This is a genomic window from Bacteroides sp. AF25-5LB (assembly GCF_003602965.1).
Lineage (GTDB): Bacteria > Bacteroidota > Bacteroidia > Bacteroidales > Bacteroidaceae > Bacteroides > Bacteroides uniformis.
In genome coordinates this window covers 342,326-360,840 of the sequence record NZ_QTMC01000002.1, presented here as the reverse complement: position 1 = coordinate 360,840, position 18,515 = coordinate 342,326, and the positions used below count along the sequence as shown (strand labels likewise).

16 protein-coding genes are annotated in these 18,515 nt (G+C 45.2%); 8 read left to right on the top strand and 8 right to left on the bottom strand.

Annotated elements, in window-relative coordinates:
• Positions 1-34: 34 nt before the first annotated feature.
• The 6 genes from DWY57_RS03745 to tsaB all read right to left on the bottom strand — a co-directional run bounded on the left by DWY57_RS03745 (position 35) and on the right by tsaB (position 5,421).
• Complete coding sequence (locus tag DWY57_RS03745; RefSeq protein WP_005826984.1) at positions 35-1,180, bottom strand: 1-deoxy-D-xylulose-5-phosphate reductoisomerase; 1,146 nt, start codon at positions 1,178-1,180, stop codon at positions 35-37.
• 36 nt (positions 1,181-1,216) lie between these two features.
• A complete protein-coding gene (locus tag DWY57_RS03740) occupies positions 1,217-2,074 on the bottom strand; it encodes a M23 family metallopeptidase (protein WP_005826982.1) in 858 nt (285 codons plus the stop codon).
• On the bottom strand, positions 2,071-2,607 hold the full coding sequence (rimM, locus tag DWY57_RS03735; RefSeq protein ID WP_005826980.1) for a ribosome maturation factor RimM: 537 nt from the start codon (positions 2,605-2,607) through the stop codon (positions 2,071-2,073). Before rimM ends, DWY57_RS03740 begins: the two co-directional genes overlap by 4 nt.
• Position 2,608: 1 nt before the next feature.
• The gene (gene murA / locus DWY57_RS03730; RefSeq protein WP_005833020.1) at positions 2,609-3,916 is read right to left on the bottom strand and encodes a UDP-N-acetylglucosamine 1-carboxyvinyltransferase; all 1,308 of its coding nucleotides are present in this window, start codon (positions 3,914-3,916) and stop codon (positions 2,609-2,611) included.
• Between the two features lie 91 nt (positions 3,917-4,007).
• Positions 4,008-4,628, bottom strand: coding sequence for a DUF4290 domain-containing protein (locus tag DWY57_RS03725; RefSeq protein WP_005826977.1), 621 nt, complete (start codon positions 4,626-4,628; stop codon positions 4,008-4,010).
• A gap of 100 nt (positions 4,629-4,728) precedes the next feature.
• Positions 4,729-5,421 carry a tRNA (adenosine(37)-N6)-threonylcarbamoyltransferase complex dimerization subunit type 1 TsaB gene (gene tsaB, locus DWY57_RS03720; protein WP_008665164.1) on the bottom strand — a complete coding sequence of 231 codons (693 nt, stop codon included), beginning with the start codon at positions 5,419-5,421 and terminating at the stop codon, positions 4,729-4,731.
• Between the two features lie 91 nt (positions 5,422-5,512).
• On the opposite strand from tsaB, the gene DWY57_RS03715 reads away from it, so the two are divergent.
• The 5 genes from DWY57_RS03715 to DWY57_RS03695 all read left to right on the top strand — a co-directional run bounded on the left by DWY57_RS03715 (position 5,513) and on the right by DWY57_RS03695 (position 10,156).
• On the top strand, positions 5,513-6,397 hold the full coding sequence (locus DWY57_RS03715; RefSeq protein WP_119961344.1) for a YicC/YloC family endoribonuclease: 885 nt from the start codon (positions 5,513-5,515) through the stop codon (positions 6,395-6,397).
• A gap of 36 nt (positions 6,398-6,433) precedes the next feature.
• The gene (gene gmk, locus DWY57_RS03710; protein ID WP_016272958.1) at positions 6,434-6,997 is read left to right on the top strand and encodes a guanylate kinase; all 564 of its coding nucleotides are present in this window, start codon (positions 6,434-6,436) and stop codon (positions 6,995-6,997) included.
• On the top strand, positions 6,994-7,230 hold the full coding sequence (locus DWY57_RS03705; protein ID WP_005826972.1) for a hypothetical protein: 237 nt from the start codon (positions 6,994-6,996) through the stop codon (positions 7,228-7,230). Before gmk ends, DWY57_RS03705 begins: the two co-directional genes overlap by 4 nt.
• A gap of 22 nt (positions 7,231-7,252) precedes the next feature.
• The gene (nadD, locus tag DWY57_RS03700) at positions 7,253-7,831 is read left to right on the top strand and encodes a nicotinate (nicotinamide) nucleotide adenylyltransferase (protein ID WP_005826971.1); all 579 of its coding nucleotides are present in this window, start codon (positions 7,253-7,255) and stop codon (positions 7,829-7,831) included.
• 120 nt (positions 7,832-7,951) lie between these two features.
• Complete coding sequence (locus DWY57_RS03695; protein WP_119961343.1) at positions 7,952-10,156, top strand: beta-N-acetylglucosaminidase; 2,205 nt, start codon at positions 7,952-7,954, stop codon at positions 10,154-10,156.
• 95 nt (positions 10,157-10,251) lie between these two features.
• Here the strand turns inward: DWY57_RS03695 and DWY57_RS03690 are convergent, their stop codons facing one another.
• Both DWY57_RS03690 and DWY57_RS03685 read right to left on the bottom strand, forming a co-directional pair.
• Positions 10,252-11,490 (bottom strand): GTP-binding protein, encoded by a 1,239-nt coding sequence (locus tag DWY57_RS03690; RefSeq protein WP_119961360.1) that lies wholly within the window; start codon positions 11,488-11,490, stop codon positions 10,252-10,254.
• A 36-nt stretch (positions 11,491-11,526) separates the two neighbouring features.
• Positions 11,527-12,255 (bottom strand): GntR family transcriptional regulator, encoded by a 729-nt coding sequence (locus DWY57_RS03685; protein ID WP_009038010.1) that lies wholly within the window; start codon positions 12,253-12,255, stop codon positions 11,527-11,529.
• A 158-nt stretch (positions 12,256-12,413) separates the two neighbouring features.
• Between DWY57_RS03685 and DWY57_RS03680 the strand changes: the two genes are divergently transcribed.
• From DWY57_RS03680 to DWY57_RS03670, 3 genes are all read left to right on the top strand, one after another.
• The gene (locus DWY57_RS03680) at positions 12,414-14,141 is read left to right on the top strand and encodes a class I mannose-6-phosphate isomerase (protein ID WP_009038011.1); all 1,728 of its coding nucleotides are present in this window, start codon (positions 12,414-12,416) and stop codon (positions 14,139-14,141) included.
• A 33-nt stretch (positions 14,142-14,174) separates the two neighbouring features.
• On the top strand, positions 14,175-15,278 hold the full coding sequence (locus DWY57_RS03675) for an ROK family protein (RefSeq protein WP_117588442.1): 1,104 nt from the start codon (positions 14,175-14,177) through the stop codon (positions 15,276-15,278).
• A gap of 72 nt (positions 15,279-15,350) precedes the next feature.
• Positions 15,351-18,488: a GH92 family glycosyl hydrolase gene (locus tag DWY57_RS03670; protein WP_165853580.1), complete on the top strand. Its 3,138-nt coding sequence runs from the start codon at positions 15,351-15,353 to the stop codon at positions 18,486-18,488.
• Positions 18,489-18,515: the final 27 nt, after the last annotated feature.

Here is an 18,515-nt window from a genome sequence, read left to right as displayed (position 1 = left end):
GTTTTTTATAATTCTTTTCATTCCGGTGTATCTATCAAATCAGCTCTTCTGCTATCCGTCGGGCTTCGGCATCCGTAGCCACATAGTCTTCATAGGTGGGCTTCTGTAAGTAGGATACGCGCGACATGGTCTTTTCTATTACTTCACTCATGCCAAGGAACGAAATTTTGTCCTGCAGGAAGGCAGCTACCACCACTTCATTGGCGGCATTGACAATGCAAGGCATATTGCCTGCACGATGTAGCGCTTCGTAGGCCAGGGCGAGGTTACGGAAACGGGTGGTGTCCGGTTGCTCGAACGTCAGTTCCGTGCACAGCTTGAAGTCCAGGCGCGGGAAAGAGGCTTTCAACCGGTCGGGATAGGAGAAGGCATATTGGATGGGCAGGCGCATGTCCGGCATTCCCAGTTGTGCTTTCACGGCACCGTCCTCAAACTGTACCATGGAGTGGATGACGGATTGCGGGTGTACCACGACTTCTATCTGGTCGGGACGTACACCGAACAGCCATTTGGCTTCGATTACCTCGAACCCTTTGTTCATCATGGAAGCAGAGTCTATCGTGATTTTGGCGCCCATGTCCCAGTTGGGGTGTTTCAGTGCTTGCGCTTTGGTGACGGTTGTTAGTTGCTCCATAGTGCAGGTGCGGAACGGACCTCCGGAGGCAGTCAGTATCACTTTTTCTATTTGGTTGCCTATCTCACCGGCCAGGCACTGGAAAACGGCGGAGTGCTCGGAGTCGACGGGTAGGATGGGGACACCGCTGAAGCGTGCCAGGTCATTGATGAGCTCTCCCGCCACCACCAGCGTCTCTTTGTTGGCAAGGGCTATCGGCTTACGGGCTCGGATGGCATTCATGGTGGGCTTCAGCCCTGCATATCCCACCATGGCGGTCAATACCATATCAATGGGATTTTCGGTCACAATCTGGCAGAGGGCATCTGCGCCGGCATATACCTTGATAGGTAGGTCGGCAAGCGCTTCTTTCAGTTGCGTGTATTTCGATTCGTTGGCTATTACCACTGCCTCAGGCTTGAATCTGCGTGCCTGGGCTATGAGTTCCTCTACGCGGTTATTGGCGGTCAATACGTATGCTTCGTACTGGTCGGGATGTTCTTCGATGACCTGCAACGCTTGTGTACCGATGGAACCGGTAGAACCGAGTATGGCAATCTGTTTCATTTACTATTATGCTATTTACAATTTACTATTTGGAGACTAAAATACGATGTAAAGCTCGGGATTTACGGCCCTGCCCTTATGCCACAGCTCGAAGTGAAGGTGGGGACCGGTGGACAGCTCGCCGGTGTTTCCTACCAGTGCGATGGCTTCACCCCCTTTCACCGCATCGCCTTCCCGTTTCAGCAGAGAGCCGCAATGCTTGTAGACTGACACGAAGTCCTGGTTGTGCTGTATTTCTATCAGATAACCCGTCTCGGCAGTGTAGGTACTCAGTATGACGGTACCGTCTAAGGTGGCCAATACGCTTTCGCCCGGATTGGCGGCAATGTCCGTGCCGAAGTGTTTTGTTTCGGCATTGAAGGGAGATGAAATCATGCCGCGTGTGGGGCGGTAGAAAATCAGTCCGTCTATTTCGGGGCGAGCGGTGATGCTCGTCAGGTTGTACTTTTCTGTCTCCTCGTACTGTTTGCGGAATTCGGCTTCCCGTTGTGTACGTTCCATGAGCGAATCTTCGCGCAGGTGGGTCAACGAGTCGATGGAATGTATGGTATCTGCCTTTATCTTGCCCTGGAAGATGTCCTGGATATTCATGATATAGAGGTTCTGTCTGTTCACCAGTTGCTGGAGGGAATCTACGCGCAAGGCATTCTCCACTACCTGGGCACGGATTTCACTGTTCATATATCCCGGCAGGTAGTTGCGCAGCGGGGTGAAGGCTACGATCAGGGAGGCGATGAGAAACAATACGAACAGCACGGAGAGCAATACGGACAGCCCGTTCAGCTTGGATACGCGCAACGTGATGATATCCTCAAGGGTATTCTCGTTCGTAATCGTCAGTCTGTACTTGAACTTGATGTTACTCCAAAATGCTTTTCTTCGTTTCTTTTTCATACCTCTTCTGTTTCGTCCAAAGCTATCAAACCTTCCGGCAGGTCTACGGTGATGACCTTGTGCTTCTGGTCAATGTCTATGATAAACTCTTCTTGTGCCGGCACCAGCAGTTCTTCTCCCTGATAATCTACCACAAACAGTGTGTTGATGGTCGATGTGTCCACGTCCGTCACTTCTCCCAGCGTGCCGTGATGTACTTCCTCCATACGAAAACCGACGAAGAAGTCCCAACTCAGTTCACCTGGTCCTGCCTCTTCTGCATGTTTTACGGGGAAGTAGACCTCAATATTAGTGAACATGCGGGCGCGTTCTGCTGTGTCCACGCCTTCCAGTTTGACAAGGGCGGTGGTGTCGGAGCGGAAACGGTATTCTTCCAAGAAGAAAGGCACCAGTATACCATCCAGCAGGCAGATTAGGTATTCGGCTTCCACCCGGTCGAAGATGTCATCCGTAAAAGTGAACGATAGTTCTCCGTGAATGCCGTGGGGCTTGTTGAATATACCTATCTTATATACTTCTTCTCTCTTTATCATCTTATTCTATTCTTGTTATTCTTGCTCCGAGCGCATTCAGTCGCCCTTCGATGTTCTGATACCCACGGTCTATCTGCTCTATGTTGTGGATGCGGCTGATGCCGTCCGCACTCATGGCAGCTATCAGCAGGGCGATGCCCGCACGGATATCGGGCGAGGTCATGTTGCCGCCACGTAGTTTAAAGCCGTGGTCGTGACCGATGACAACGGCGCGGTGCGGGTCGCAGAGGATAATTTGCGCTCCCATATCTATCAGCTTGTCCACAAAGAACAAACGGCTTTCGAACATTTTCTGATGAATGAGTACACTGCCTTTTGCCTGGGTGGCAACCACCAGCAGCACACTGAGCAAGTCTGGTGTCAGTCCGGGCCAGGGTGCGTCGGCAATGGTCATGATGGAGCCGTCGATAAAGGACTCTATCTGGTACGTCTCTTGTGCGGGCACGTAAATGTCGTCTTCCCACTGCTCCATCTTGATGCCGAGTCGACGGAAACTGTCGGGGATAATTCCCAAGTTCTCGTAGGAGACATTCTTGATGGTCAGTTCGCTACGGGTCATGGCTGCCATGCCAATGAAACTGCCCACTTCAATCATGTCGGGGAGGATGGTATGCTCGGTTCCGTGCAGCTCGTCTACTCCTTCGATAGTCAGGAGGTTGGAGGCGATGCCTTCTATCTTAGCTCCCATCCGGTTCAGCATTCTGCAAAGTTGCTGCACGTAGGGTTCGCAGGCGGCGTTGTAGATGGTGGTCTTGCCTTTGGCAAGGACGGCTGCCATTACGATATTGGCTGTTCCCGTTACAGATGCCTCGTCGAGTAGCATATAACTGCCATGCAGTTGTTTGGCTGAGATTTCGTAGATGCCACGCTCCTCATTATAGACAAAGTCGGCTCCTAAATTCTGGATACCGATGAAGTGTGTATCCAGACGGCGGCGTCCTATCTTGTCTCCGCCCGGCTTGGAAATCATGGCCTTGCCGAAACGTGCCACCATCGGCCCCACCAGCATGACGGAACCGCGCAGGCTGGAACATTTTTTCAGGAACGCGTCACTTTCCAGATAGGCGAAATCAATGTTGGCAGCTTGAAAGCTGTAAGTGTCAATGCCTTTTTTAGATACGCTGACTCCCATATCCCGCATCAATTGGATAAGGTTGTTGACGTCCAGTATGTCCGGGATATTGTGCACAGTCACCTCTTCGGCAGTGAGCAATGTGGCGCAGATAATTTGCAACACCTCGTTTTTTGCTCCTTGGGGGTAAATGTCACCGGAAAGTCTGTGTCCTCCTTCGATTACAAATGATGCCATGAAATTAGTGATTAGGGGTTGGTGATTAGTGATTAGTGGTCTGCATGGTGATGCCGCATGGCATTAATCACTAACCACTAATCATTCAATTTTAGTATTTCCGTTTATTGTTCCGGTTGTTGTTCCGGTTATTCTGGTTGTTCACTTTCGGACGGTAGTTCTGGTCAATACGTTCGGCCATGAGACGGACGATACTGTCTGTCATTTGCAGTTTTCCGTCAGAGAGTTCGGTGAGGTCATCTGAAATCTTACGGTCATCGACGGTATCTTTGTTCCATGCCATGTAGTCTTTCTTCATGTGGTTACAAATGAGCGCTATCAAGTTCTGCTTCTCTTCTCCTTCCGGAAATTCGATGGCTTTCTTTATCAGTACTTCCAGTGTACGGCCATAGTGGCGGTAGCGGATTTTGGTACTGGGGTAGGGGATGCTCTCCGGCTTGGTATTCAGATTGTCCTTGCGGATAATTTCGTACGGATAATCTATATCCAATTGGAAGTTGGCCATGATGGCAAGGTGGTCCCATAGCTTATGTTTGAAGTCGGGCACATCGCGCAGATGGGGAAACATGTTTCCCATGATGTTGATGATTGTGTTTGCGCAACGCTGGCGTTCTGCACGGTCTTCGATTGTCAGCGCGTGGTCTACCATATTCTGGATGCTGCGACCATATTCGGGTAGGGGCATCCGTTTTTGTTGAGTGTTATATTGCATCTTTAATTAGTGATTAATGTTCAATGATTAGTGGTTAGTGATTAGTGATTAATGGGCTACGTAGTGATACCGCATGGTATTCATCCCTAATCGCTAAACCCTAAATAAGTTTCTTTGGCGTGCCGGCTACGAATTCCTTCAAATAGAAGGGTTCGAAATAGGCCACATCCTTGAAATCTTGTTCGGCTATTGCCTTCTCTGCCAACGGAAACATCATGCCGGCAAGCGGGCGGATGCCGTCGATGAAGTGTGCATTGGGATGCGTGATTTTCTCTTTGCATTTGGCTGCACCGTCACCGAAGAAATAGACGGGATGTTGCTCTAAAAATTCCAGGTAGGAGTTTTCGTCCACAATATCGGCTGCAATGTCGCGCACCGATTTCAAGGCACGGTCGTAGATGGCAGCATAGACTTCCATGCGGCGGGCGTCAATCATCGGGCAGAGTAATGCGTCGTCGGGCAACTCATCGTGGTAGAGCAATACCGGTACACACTGAACTTTCAGGGTTTCCAGCCCGATAAGTGGCAGGTTACGTCCATAGCAGACACCTTTTGCCATCGACACGCCGATACGCAACCCGGTATACGAACCAGGGCCGCAGCTCACGGCGACTGCATCCAACGGCATGGCATGGCTATCGGCAAAGGATAGCGCCTCGTCCACAAAGACTCCCAATGAAACGGCGTGTGAAGGGCCATTCAGGTCCTCTTTCTTGAAAACGTTCTGTCCGTCCTCGCTCACGGCTACGGAGCAGGCAGAAGTGGACGTTTCAATATGCAAGATACATGACATAACTTTTATTCTTGATTTTATTGTGGCAAATTTACGTGATTATTTTCACTAATTAAAATAATCGTGTAATTTTGCGCAAAACTATAACATTATGATACAATCTATGACAGGCTACGGCAAAGCAACCGTCGAACTGCCTGATAAGAAAATCAACGTTGAAATAAAGTCGCTCAATAGTAAGGCAATGGACTTGTCTGCTCGTATTGCTCCGCTTTATCGTGAGAAAGAGATGGAAATCCGTAATGAAATATCACGGAAACTGGAACGCGGAAAGGTGGATTTCAGCCTTTGGATAGAAAAGAAAGAGAGTGCGGAAAGTGCCACTCCCATCAATCAGACATTGGTGGAGGGATACTACAAGCAGATTCGTGCCATATCCGAAAATCTTGGAATACCTGTACCGGATGCGACGGACTGGTTTGCCACGTTGCTCCGCATGCCGGATGTGATGACCAAGAATGAAACGCAGGAACTGAGTGAGGAGGAATGGGCTGTGGTTTATTCGGCTGTGGAAAAGGCTGTTGGTGCGCTGGTGGACTTCCGTAAGCAGGAAGGAGCTGCCCTTGAAAAGAAGTTCCGTGAGAAGATCTCCAACATCTCCCATCTGTTGGAGACTATCGCTCCCTATGAGAAAGAGCGTGTAGCCAAAGTGAAGGAACGTATTACCGATGCTCTGGAAAAGACGTTGAGTGTGGATTATGACAAGAACCGCCTGGAGCAGGAACTCATCTACTACATCGAAAAGCTGGATGTGAACGAAGAGAAACAGCGTCTTGGCAATCATCTGAAATATTTTATCAATACGCTGGAAACCGGAACCGGACAAGGCAAGAAGTTAGGGTTCATCGCCCAGGAGATGGGACGCGAAATCAATACCTTGGGCAGTAAGTCCAATCATGCGGAGATGCAGAAGATTGTCGTTCAGATGAAAGATGAATTGGAGCAAATCAAGGAACAAGTATTGAACGTCATGTAGTATCAAATAGTAAATCGTCAAATCGTAAATAATTCGATGGCAAAACTTATCATATTTTCAGCCCCTTCGGGCTCTGGCAAGTCAACGATTATCAACTATCTGCTGACTCAAAATCTGAACTTGGCATTCTCCATCTCAGCGACCAGCCGCCCGCCCCGCGGAACGGAGAAAGATGGAGTGGAGTATTTCTTTCTGACTCCTGACGAGTTCCGTCGTCGCATAGCCAATGATGAATTCCTGGAGTATGAAGAGGTATATCAGGACCGTTTTTACGGAACACTGAAGGAGCAGGTGGAAAAGCAATTGGCTGCCGGACAGAATGTAGTGTTCGATGTGGATGTAGTGGGTGGTTGCAATATCAAGAAATTCTATGGTGAGCGTGCTTTGTCTGTTTTCATTCAGCCACCTTCAGTGGAGGAATTGCGCAAACGCTTGGTGGGGCGCGGAACAGATGCTCCCGAAGTGATAGAGAACCGCGTGGCGAAAGCCGAATACGAACTGGGCTTTGCACCGAAGTTCGATACCGTGATTGTGAACGATGACCTGGAGACAGCCAAAGCGGAAGCATTGAAAGTAATCTCTCAATTCTTGAACGAATGAAACAACGTGGAGGAGTGTACAACCAGTTGGCACCGAGGAGGAAGAATAGCCCGAAGCTGAACAAGGCATTGCTAATTATTAATAGCGTTCTGTTCGTCTGCTCCCTTGTTGTGGGTGTATTGTATATACATCATGGCGAGCCTCGTTCCAGTATTTCAATGTTTCTTATCTCTGTAGTGACGATTTTCAATGCTTGGGCTGCCTGGCGTGCGTTGCAAAGACGTCCTTTGTAAGGTTGTATATGAATAAGAATAAATGAATATAGGAATCTTCAGCGGCTCGTTCAACCCGATACACATCGGACATTTGGCCCTCGCCAACTATCTTTGCGAATACGGGGACCTGGACGAAGTGTGGTTTATGGTCACCCCCCACAATCCGCTGAAGGAAGAAAACGAACTGATGGATGACAAGTTACGTTTGAAGCTGGTGCAGCTAGCCACTGAGGGTTATCCCAAGTTTCGCGCTTCCGATTTTGAATTCCATCTGCCTCGGCCTTCTTATACTGTTCATACGTTGGACGCACTGAAACGGACTTATCCCCAACACACTTTCCATCTTGTCATTGGTTCGGACAACTGGAGGCTGTTCCACCGTTGGTACGAGTCGGAACGCATTATTGCCGAAAATCATCTTCTGGTTTATCCCCGTCCCGGCTATCCGGTAGAGGCCACCTTTTTACCGCAGAATGTGCGGACAGTTTCTTCTCCGGTATTCGAAATCAGCTCCACTTTTATCCGTCGGGCCATAGAGGAGGGAAAAGACGTACGCTACTTCCTGCATCCGGCTGTGTGCGATGAACTCAAACGGATGCAGAATGAATCTTTAAACTGAAATAAATGTCTGTATTTGTACGTGTTTTCATATTTATTTCTTATTTTTGAACGTATCAACCTTGAATGCATGGAAGAGTTTTCTTAATACATAGATATTCCTTAATTTAATAATCCGCTTATGAGAAAAGAACTACTGTTACTGGGAGCATTCGGTATGCTGACGACAGCGACGCTTTGTGCGCAAGAGTTTCATTTGCAACCTACTCCCCAAGAATATATTACGCAAAAAGATTCTGTTGATATTCCCCGACAATACCAGATCCTTTCCGGCAATTCCGTGCAGGACGGACCTGCGTTGCCTTTACTCCGTTCATTGATGCCGGAAGAGGTGCTTGGCGCTTCTTTCCGTGTATATATAGGAGTGAAAGGAGATAAGATTATTAAGAAATACCAACATCGGATTCCACGCAAATCCGAAGGTTATTTCCTGAAAATAGAAAAAGACTGCATCGTCATAGCCGGTGCTGACGAACGGGGAGCGTACTATGGTGTACAGACTCTTGCGCAGTTGCTTGCTTTAGACAAGCTGCCTTTGGTTGAAGTGACGGACTATCCTGATGTTCCCTATCGGGGTGTGGTAGAAGGTTTTTACGGTGCTCCCTGGAGTCAGGAGGCGCGTATACGCCAGCTTGATTTTTATGGTCGGAACAAAATGAATGTCTATATCTATGGACCAAAAGACGATCCTTATCACCGGACTCCCAACTGGCGCAAGCCTTATCCTGCTCGAGAAGGAGAAGAGTTGAAAGTATTGGTGAATAGGGCGAAGGAGAACAATGTTATTTTCTATTGGGCCATTCATCCGGGTCAGGATATTCGCTGGAATGAAGAAGACCGCTCGTTATTGTTGCAGAAGTTCGAAAGCATGTACCAGTTGGGTGTGCGTGGTTTTGCCGTTTTCTTTGATGATATTTCGGGTGAGGGGACAAAGGCGGACAAGCAGGCTGAACTGTTGAACTATATTGACGACCATTTTGTAAAAGTCAAGCGGGATGTTGCACCATTGATATTGTGTCCCACAGAGTACAACAAGTCATGGACCGATGTGGAGGGAGGCTATCTCACTACGCTTGGTGATAAGTTGAACGAGGGTATCAAGGTGATGTGGACCGGTGATATGGTAGTTGCTACTATAGATAAGTCTACGCTGGACTTCGTCAATCCGCTGCTGAAACGTAAGGCGTACATTTGGTGGAATTTCCCCGTTTCGGATTATGTACAAGACCATTTGCTGCTAGGGCCGGTTTATGGAAACGGGCTTGATGTAAAAGATGATATGTCTGCTTTTGTTTCCAATCCGATGGAACATGCCGAGGCTTCCAAAATCTCTCTGTACAGTGTAGCTGATTATACTTGGAATATGGAGAATTATGATAGTGAAACTTCTTGGAAACATGCAGTCAGAGACCTTATGCCACTTCATGCCGAATATTTGGAAATCTTCGCTGCTCATAATTCCGACCCGGGACAGAATGGACATCGCTTCCGTCGTGAAGAGTCCGTTGCCATTCAGCCTGCTCTCTCTGCCTTGTTGAAAGCCTATCAAGAGAAAAACGAGATAGATGAAGATGCCTATCGGCAGGTAGCTGAGGAATGCCGGAAGATAATCGTTGCCGCTGATGGATTGCTTGCGTCGGGAAATGAGAATCGTCCGTTGATAACTGAAATAAGGCCTTGGCTCATTCAGTTCAAACAAGTGGGAGAGTATGGTGCGGAGGTGCTGAACATGATACGCCTGCGCCAGCAGAAGGATGCATTTATAGGTAGCTACGAACACGCCCGCGCCCTGCTGGTGCTGATGGGTGAGACGGATGCCCAATATAAAGCGGGCATAAAGAGCGGCAGCCTGCATCTGATGCCTACTTTCAATGCTTTGTTCGAAGCGGCGACAACGGGCTATAATGCAGCGTTCCATGCCGGGCTTGATACAAAGGCTGTTTATTCTCCCTACACGTTGAAGAGCGACGTGAATCAGTTGGCTTCGCTTCCTATTCAGCAGAAGGGAAAGGTGAATACAATTATTCCGTCCAATGAAGTCATCAACTGGCAGGCAGGCGGTGTGCTGACCATTTCGATGGATTATGCCCGCCAGTTGAGTTCGGTGCTTATCGATTTGGGAGATGCGGAGGTTGCTGATTCGAAGTTTAAACTGGAAGTAACTTCGGATGGCACAAACTGGCAGGCGGTGGATTTGAAGCCGGGATACAGAACGCAGGTGAAGGCATCTCTCAAAGATTTGAGCGTTGCGAAGATGAGGCTGGTGAATGTATCCGACACAGGGCAGAAGGTGTATTTCAAAATGTTCCGTTTTACGGAGAATTGATATGGTTCCTGATTCTTAAAATAGAGTTACGCGCCTGGGACGATGCTCCCCGTTGTTCTTAAGATCGGAATGACGGGGAGCACTTTTTTAGGAAGTTATTCAAGGCATTTGTCCAAGTCGCGGATGATTTGCTCTTTATCCATATTTTGTCCGATGAATACTATCTTCAGCATGCGGTCGCCGTATTGCTCGTCCCAGTCTCTTAGCAATCCCGGTTCTTGGCGCATCAGTTCTATCATGTCTTCTTCGGGGGCGGTGGCATACCATTGTCCGGCTTCAGTTATTTTCTTCTGTATACCTGCTTGTTCAAAGAGGAAGGACATGTCGCGGTTGTGGCTGAAGTAGCAGACACCCTTGGCGCGGATAACGCTGCGGGGCCATTTGGTAGCGACATAGTGGTCGAACTTATGAATGTCGAATGCAGGACGGCGGTAGTAGACAAATGTGCCAATACCGTATTCTTCTACTTCACCTCCTTCGTGATGGTGGTGATGACATTTCTCGTGATGATGTTCGCTTTCATGATGATGTTCATCTTCGTGATGGTGATGATGACCCTCTTCATGATGGTAATGCGCCTCTTTTTCCTCCTCTTCGCTTACTTGTTGCTCTATGCCACGAATCCATCCGGCAGAAGTTGCGGCACGCTCAAAGTTAAAGAGGTGGGTATGGATAATCTTATCCAGGTCTACATCTGCATAGTTGCACTCTATAATTTCGGCACCGGGTTGCAAGGTGCGGATAATCTGCTTGATACGTTTTAATTCTTCGGGCTGTACTTCTGCTGCTTTGTTCAGCAGGATAATATTGCAGAACTCAATCTGCTGAATGATGAGGTTTTCTATATCTTCCTCATCAATGCCTTTGCGTGTCAAATCATCTCCGCAAGAAAATTCACTTTGCAGACGTAAGGCGTCCACCACGGTGGTAATGCAGTCTAAGCGGCAAATACCGTATTTAGTATACGCTCCTCCCATATGAGGAATGGAGCAGAGTGTTTGGGCAATAGGCTCCGGTTCACAGATGCCACTCGCTTCAATCACGATGTAGTCGAAGCGTTGCATCTTCATGATTTCGAACATCTGCTCTATCAAGTCTGTCTTCAGCGTACAGCAGATACAGCCATTCTGCAGAGCTACCAGGCTGTCGTCTTTCTTTCCCACCACGCCACCTTTCTGTATAAGGTCTGCATCAATGTTCACTTCGCCTATGTCATTGACGATAACAGCAAACTTAATGCCACGTTTATTAGAAAGGATGTGATTTACCAACGTCGTTTTGCCACTACCCAGATAACCGGTCAACAGCAGTACGGGGATTTCTGTTGTATTCATAGTCATTTCTGTTATAGATTAAACTTTCTTGTATATTTATCTTTCTGCCTCTATGGTGTAGGTAAAGCTGTCTGCACGATAGTATCCTATATTGTATTCAATGGGAGTTCCATTGATATCATAAACAAATCTTTTCCTTATTAATATAGGGTCGCTGGATTTGATATCCAGTTTTTCTGCGATATATTCTCCGGCCAACCGTGCGGATACTTCCTCTTTACTGGTTTTTACGATGATGTCATATTTATTTTCAAGTATTCCATAAAGAGGTTGGGTGAAGTCCTCATCACCGGTCAGTGGTATACTCGGATTGAAATAAGAGATGAAGGAGACAAAAGGATATTCTTTATTACCGCGTACTCTTTCCAATACCATACATTTTGTTCCCTTTTCAGGGTCTATATTGAAAAAGGTACATATTTCTTCGGATGCTTTCTTAAAACTGACATGCAATTCGAAGTTTTTAATTTCGATACCTAGCATTTTCATTTCTTGTGAGAAGCTCAACCAGTTCTTTACTCCTCCTATAATACCTTTTTTTACAACCTTTGTACCATGCCCTTTTTTTCTGACCAATAATCCCTCGAATACCAGTTTGTTGATTGCTTGGCGAAGTGTATTTCTCGATATGTTTAATTGTTCAGACAATAAAACTTCATTGGGAAGAAGTTTCCCATTTTTGTATTCCTCTGATTCTATAAGTTTTCTCAGCACTTCTTCTGCTTGAATGTGAAGAGGTTTTTCTGAGTTTGGGTCTAATTTCATGGTTATACTTTTTCTGTTATTTTTTTTAATATTGCAAAGATAATTCTTTTTTTATCAAAAAAATATGAGAAGATTCTTTTATTTTATTTTTAAAGAGTATATATTTGCACAAAATACTAATATGTTCATACATATAATAAAATCAAGTATATATAATTATGAGAAAAGTAAATTACGACAAGTTCCCTTCTACAAAGATTTCGGGAACGATTCTTCGGGGATGGAATGATATTCATACCTTACTGATGGAGTGTTTTAAGAGTAGAAAGGTACTAGCTGTTGAACTCTATGCAGGAGTGCGTGAAGATGAAGTTATAAATGAATTGAAATCGCTGTCACCTACCTTACTTATTAATACACGTGACTTGATGAAGCCGGAGAATGAGATTAAGGAAATGACAGAGCGTTTTATGACAAAGGATGTTCTTTTTGGTTATGTGACGAACCTATCTCTGAAAGACTACTTTGATGCAGGTAAGCTGGAGGTAGCCCGGAAGCAGGTAGCGGCAAATGATAGAGTGATTGTGGTCGGTTCGGGTGCTGCTATGATAGCTCAGGCAGAAGCAACGCTGGTGTATGTTGATATGGCCCGTTGGGAGATACAACAGCGTTTTCGTGCTCACGAAGTAAAGGCTTTGGGAGTGGATAATCGTGAAGATGCTGTGTCTTTACAATATAAGAGAGGGTATTTTAATGATTGGAGAGTTCTTGATAAGTATAAGGAAGGCTTGTTTGATAAAGCCGATTTCTGGTTGGATACGCACATTGCAAACGATCCGAGAATGATTGATAGGGAGACTTTCTTTAAAGGAATAGAAGAAACAATTAAGACTCCTTTTCGCGTAGTGCCTTTCTTTGACCCGGCACCATGGGGCGGACAATGGATGAAAGAAGTGTGTGGATTAAATCCTGAAAAAGAAAATTATGGTTGGTGTTTCGATTGTGTGCCCGAAGAGAATAGTCTTTATTTTGAGGTGAACGGTGTACGTTTTGAATTGCCGTCGGTAGATTTGGTTTTGTTGAAATCTAGAGAGCTTTTAGGTGAACCGGTAGAAGCGCGTTTTGGTAAGGATTTCCCGATTCGTTTCGATTTCCTAGATACAGTAGGTGGTGGAAATTTGAGTGTACAAGTGCATCCTACCACACAGTTTATCCGTGAAAACTTTGGTATGTATTATACTCAGGACGAAAGCTATTATCTGCTGGATGCTAAAGAAGGAGCTTCGGTCTATCTTGGTTTGAAGAATGGTATTAATAAAGATGACATGATTCGTGATTTGCGTGAGGCTCAGAAAGGTGAAATCGTTTTCGATACAGAAAAGTATGTAAATAAACTGCCTGCTAAAAAACATGATCATTATTTGATTCCGGGAGGTACGGTGCATTGCTCAGGTTCGGAGGCACTTGTATTGGAAATCAGCTCAACACCCAATTTGTTTACATTCAAACTCTGGGATTGGCAACGTTTGGGGTTGGATGGCAAACCGCGCCCCATTAATGTGGAAAGAGGTAAAGAAGTAATAGACTGGAAACGTAATACGGAATATGTAAAAGAATATCTGGCAAATCATTTCACTCAGATTGCCGAAGGAGAAGGATGGAGCGAGGAGCGTACTGGATTACACCCGAATGAATTCATTGAAACACGCCGTCACTGGTTTTCCAAATCTGTTACACATCATACGAATAATAGTGTGAATGTACTGAATTTGGTGGAAGGTGAAGAAGTGGTTGTTGAAAGTCCGACAAGCGCTTTTAAACCATTTGTGGTACATTATGCTGAAACCTTCATAGTTCCGGCAAGTGTGGGTGAATATACAATAACTCCTTGTGGCAAGTCTGTGGGAAAAGAGTGTGGAACCATCAAGGCTTATGTGAGGTTTTAACCGGAAAATGGTATTAATTAAATCTGATATAATATGTATAGACATGACCAACGTACAGTAATGACCTTGGATGCAGGAGGCACGAATTTCGTTTTTTCAGCTATCCGGGGAAATCAGGATATTGTGGAAACTATTTGTTTGCCAGCGGTTTCGGACAATTTGAATGGATGTCTGACTGTTTTGAAAAAAGGCTTTTCTGCAGTGAAAAGACAATTGGAAAATGAGCCGGTAGCTATCAGTTTTGCATTTCCTGGTCCAGCAGACTATAAGAATGGTGTGATAGGCGATTTACCGAACTTTCCGGTTTTTCGTGGAGGTGTGGCTTTGGGAGCTTTTCTGGAAGAAGAATTTGGTATTCCGGTATATATAAATAACGATGGTAACTTGTTTGCTTACGGTGAAGCGTTGGCCGGAATATTACCTTCCATTAATGAGGAACTTAAGGCTGTCGGTAATCCTAAACGTTATAAAAACTTGTTAGGCATTACGTTGGGAACCGGTTTTGGAGCAGGAGTGGTGATTGATAATTGCTTGCTGACCGGTGATAACGGCTGTGGTGGTGATGTCTGGATTATGAGAAATAAAAAATATACCGACTTGATAGCCGAAGAAAGTGTCAGTATCCGTGCAGTACGCCGTGTGTACGGAGAACTGAGCGGTGAGGCGGTTGATAATCTGACTCCAAAGGATATATATGACATTGCCGAGGGCATACTCACGGGGAATCGTGAAGCGGCTGTGCGGAGTTTTGATGAATTAGGTGAAATGGCGGGTGCTGCCATTGTCAGTGCACTTCATATTGTAGATGGTATGGTGGTTATAGGAGGAGGAGTTGCTGGTGCAGCTAAATATATTCTGCCAGGTATGATGCGTGAAATGCGTCGTTCCATATCGACTTTCTCCGGACGGGATTTCGATTGTCTGCAGATGGAAGTTTGTAATTTGATGGAGCCGGACGAATATAAGAAGTTTTTAGAAGATACAAGTTCTTGGGTTGAGGTACCTTTTACTGACAAGAAAGTATCCTATGATTGTACTAAACGTATAGGGGTGGCGATTTCAACTTTAGGAGCAAACAAGGCTATTGCACTGGGAGCATATGCTTTTGCTTTACAACAGATAGACAAGAAGATATAAGGGTTAGTTTGCTTTTTAAGTAGATAAGATTGTTTTCACGGATAACAAAAAATAATAAGACTCATTATGAATATGAAAAAAATAATATCTTTTTTTATCGTTGCTTGTTGCGCTATGTGTGCAACTGCTGCAAAAGTGGTATGGCAAATTGGCGTTGCGGATAATTCCGGAACAGAACTGGCTTTGGGCCCTTCTGAGTATAAAAAGTTCCTGGCTCATGATTTTGGTTATGAAGATCGTTACTTTTTAGTGGGGACTTCTGTTGACAAAAATGATTTCCCTTATGTGTTGCCAGGGCCTGATGATACTTGGGGAGGTACATGGAGTACTTCCGGTTGGAGAACTCATGATGCAAATATATTGTTTGGCATTAAAAAATTGCCGAAACATGGCAAATGGAAATTGGTGGTAGACTTGGTGGATGCCAATCCGAGCCGTTCGGTGGTTAAAGTTATGGTGAATTCTGCCGAAAAGAAGTTTGAAATTAAAGGGCATTCGAAAGGAGTACTGGAGGGTAATCTTCAAGATGCCAAGGAACAAATTCTTGAATTTCCAATTTCAGCCAATGATTTGAAAAAAGGTGGAAATATGGTCACTGTTTCTGTTCTTGAAGGGGGCTGGATTGTTTTCGATCAGATACGTTTGGAAGGTGCTGACGAACTTGTTCTGGAAAAGAATAATGAATATGCTTTCTTGCGCAATGTGGCTCCGGCAGAATATGAAATGGAAATGGATGGAGCAAAAATACAGCCTTTATTGGTTGATGTAGAGCATCTATCCGGTAACCCGAAATTGAGTGTAAAATTAGACGGTATAGATGTTTTTTCTGCGCAGTTGGACACGGCACGTTATGTATTTGAAGTACCTATGCCTGCTGTGAAAAAAAGTAGAAAGAGTGAATATCAAGTGTTTGTAGATGGACAATTGCTGGAAAAGGGTATTATTATACGTTCTCCGCAAAAGATACAGACATTTGCTGACTATGTAGATACCAAAATAGGTACGGCACATTCTCGATGGATGATTGCACCGGGACCTTGGATGCCTTTCAGTATGGTGAAGCTGAGTCCGGACAATCAAAATATGGGCTGGCAGGCCGGTTATCAACCAACTTTTGAAACTTTGGGTTGTTTCAGTCATATCCATGAGTGGACAATGGGCGGATTAGGGTTAATGCCTACTAACGGCAAGTTGTTTACTCAGGTTGGCGATCAGTTCCGTCCAGATGAAGGTTACCGTTCGCGTATTGACAAGAGGACAGAAGAAGCTCCGTTAGGATATTATAAGGTCTTCTTGACCGATACAGAAATCTGGGCGGAGGTGACAGCTACAGAAAGAGCAAGTTTCCAGAAATATACCTTCCCGAAAGATAAAGATGGACGTGTAATGATTGACCTTCATGTGCAAGCTGAATATGATTATAATCTGCTGGATGTAGATATTAAGAAGGTAAGTGATTATAGAATTGAGGGACGCTCTCATCAGATTTCTCCTCGTCCTTATGTGTGGAGTAATGACGCTGATCAGGAATATGTAGTGAACTTCGTAATAGAGTTTGATGCACCGATTAAGAAAGTAGGTGGCTGGAAGAATAAGCAAATATTGGATGGAGGCCATATATTTGGTAAGAACTTGAAAGATGCAGGACTTTATGTCGAATTTGATACGAAAAAGCATCCGGTGGTGCAGGCTCGTGCCGGTATTTCGTTGGTGAGTATTTCAAATGCTTCTGAAAATCTGCAAAAGGAAATCTCTGATAGATTTGGTTGGGATTTTGATGCGGTAGTGCAAAATCAGAAAGATGTATGGAATGGTATTTTCAACCGTCTGGATATAACTACCAATGACCGTCTGGAGAAGGTGCGCTTTTACACTAATATGTATCGTGCACTTTGCCGAAATTTGTGGAGTGATGTGAATGGCGAATGGGTGTCTCCGGACGAAAAGGTACGTAAATTTACAAATCCTGAACATGTAGCTTTAGGATGTGATGCTTTTTGGAACACTTTCTGGAATTTGAATCAGTTCTGGAATTTAGTGACACCCGAATGGAGCTCCAAATGGGTGAACTCTCAGTTGGCATTGTACGATGCAAACGGGTGGTTGGCAAAAGGTCCTGCCGGAATGGAATATATTCCGGTAATGGTGGCCGAACACGAAATTCCACAGATGGTATCTACCTATCAGATGGGTATTCGTGATTATGATGTGGAAAAGGCATTTGAAGCCATGAAAAAAATGCAGACTACTCCAGCTACACATGTTGCAGGTGGTTTTGCCGGTAATCGCGATTTGGTGTCTTATATGAAATATAAATACGTACCTATTGAATTGGGACGTTTTTCTAATACATTGGAGTATTCTTACGATGATTGGACTGTGGGACAGATGGCGAAAGCATTAGGTAAATTCTCGGAATATGCTACATTCAATGATCGCGGATATTGGTGGAAAAATGCTATTAATCCGGAAAATGGATATGCTCACATGCGTGATTCGGCCGGTAACTTTATCCCTGATTTTGATGCATTTCAAACCGGACGTAATCACCACTATGTAGAAGGTAATTCTTGGCAGCTTAGCTACTTTGTGCCTCAGGATGTACCGGCCTTGATTGACATAATGGGAGAAAAATCATTTGTGGATCGTCTGAACTGGGGTTTTGAAGTAAGTGAACCTTGGAGATACAATGCTCCCAATGACCAATATTGGGATTATCCGGTGGTTCAGGGCAACCAGCAGTCCATGCATTTTGCTTTCTTGTTCAATTGGGCCAATAAACCTTGGCTGACACAAAAATGGTCCCGTTCCATTATTGATAGATATTATGGTTGTGGCGTTGCCAATGCCTATTTGGGTGACGAAGATCAGGGCCAGATGAGTGCTTGGTTTGTGATGGCGGCTTTGGGACTGTTTCAGACTGATGGCGGTTGCAGTGTCGAACCTATTTATGAAATTGCCAGTCCATTGTATGAGAAAGTGGTTATTGATTTGGGCAAACGCTATAATCGTGGTGAAACATTTACAATTGAGGCTAAAAATGTATCCAGAAAAAATAAGTACGTTCAGAGTGCCACTCTGAATGGTGAGAAGTTGGAACGTTTCTATTTCCCCGCTGCAGAATTGCTAAAAGGTGGAGAATTGATACTGGAAATGGGTGATAAACCGAATAAGTCATGGGGGATTGCTCCATGCTCGGAAAATAAATAATGTTAGTGTCTACCGTCTTAATAAATT

Excerpts from the sequence above, each read along its gene's own strand:
- DWY57_RS03690 (WP_119961360.1), bottom strand. The coding sequence starts at position 11,490 with ATGAATACAACAGAAATCCCCGTACTGCTGTTGACCGGTTATCTGGGT.
- DWY57_RS03675 (WP_117588442.1), top strand. The coding sequence starts at position 14,175 with ATGTATAGACATGACCAACGTACAGTAATGACCTTGGATGCAGGAGGC.
- DWY57_RS03670 (WP_165853580.1), top strand. The coding sequence starts at position 15,351 with ATGAAAAAAATAATATCTTTTTTTATCGTTGCTTGTTGCGCTATGTGT.
- tsaB (WP_008665164.1), bottom strand. The coding sequence starts at position 5,421 with ATGTCATGTATCTTGCATATTGAAACGTCCACTTCTGCCTGCTCCGTA.
- nadD (WP_005826971.1), top strand. The coding sequence starts at position 7,253 with ATGAATATAGGAATCTTCAGCGGCTCGTTCAACCCGATACACATCGGA.
- DWY57_RS03715 (WP_119961344.1), top strand. The coding sequence starts at position 5,513 with ATGATACAATCTATGACAGGCTACGGCAAAGCAACCGTCGAACTGCCT.
- murA (WP_005833020.1), bottom strand. The coding sequence starts at position 3,916 with ATGGCATCATTTGTAATCGAAGGAGGACACAGACTTTCCGGTGACATT.
- DWY57_RS03705 (WP_005826972.1), top strand. The coding sequence starts at position 6,994 with ATGAAACAACGTGGAGGAGTGTACAACCAGTTGGCACCGAGGAGGAAG.
- DWY57_RS03745 (WP_005826984.1), bottom strand. The coding sequence starts at position 1,180 with ATGAAACAGATTGCCATACTCGGTTCTACCGGTTCCATCGGTACACAA.
- gmk (WP_016272958.1), top strand. The coding sequence starts at position 6,434 with ATGGCAAAACTTATCATATTTTCAGCCCCTTCGGGCTCTGGCAAGTCA.
- rimM (WP_005826980.1), bottom strand. The coding sequence starts at position 2,607 with ATGATAAAGAGAGAAGAAGTATATAAGATAGGTATATTCAACAAGCCC.
- DWY57_RS03695 (WP_119961343.1), top strand. The coding sequence starts at position 7,952 with ATGAGAAAAGAACTACTGTTACTGGGAGCATTCGGTATGCTGACGACA.
- DWY57_RS03680 (WP_009038011.1), top strand. The coding sequence starts at position 12,414 with ATGAGAAAAGTAAATTACGACAAGTTCCCTTCTACAAAGATTTCGGGA.
- DWY57_RS03725 (WP_005826977.1), bottom strand. The coding sequence starts at position 4,628 with ATGCAATATAACACTCAACAAAAACGGATGCCCCTACCCGAATATGGT.
- DWY57_RS03740 (WP_005826982.1), bottom strand. The coding sequence starts at position 2,074 with ATGAAAAAGAAACGAAGAAAAGCATTTTGGAGTAACATCAAGTTCAAG.
- DWY57_RS03685 (WP_009038010.1), bottom strand. The coding sequence starts at position 12,255 with ATGAAATTAGACCCAAACTCAGAAAAACCTCTTCACATTCAAGCAGAA.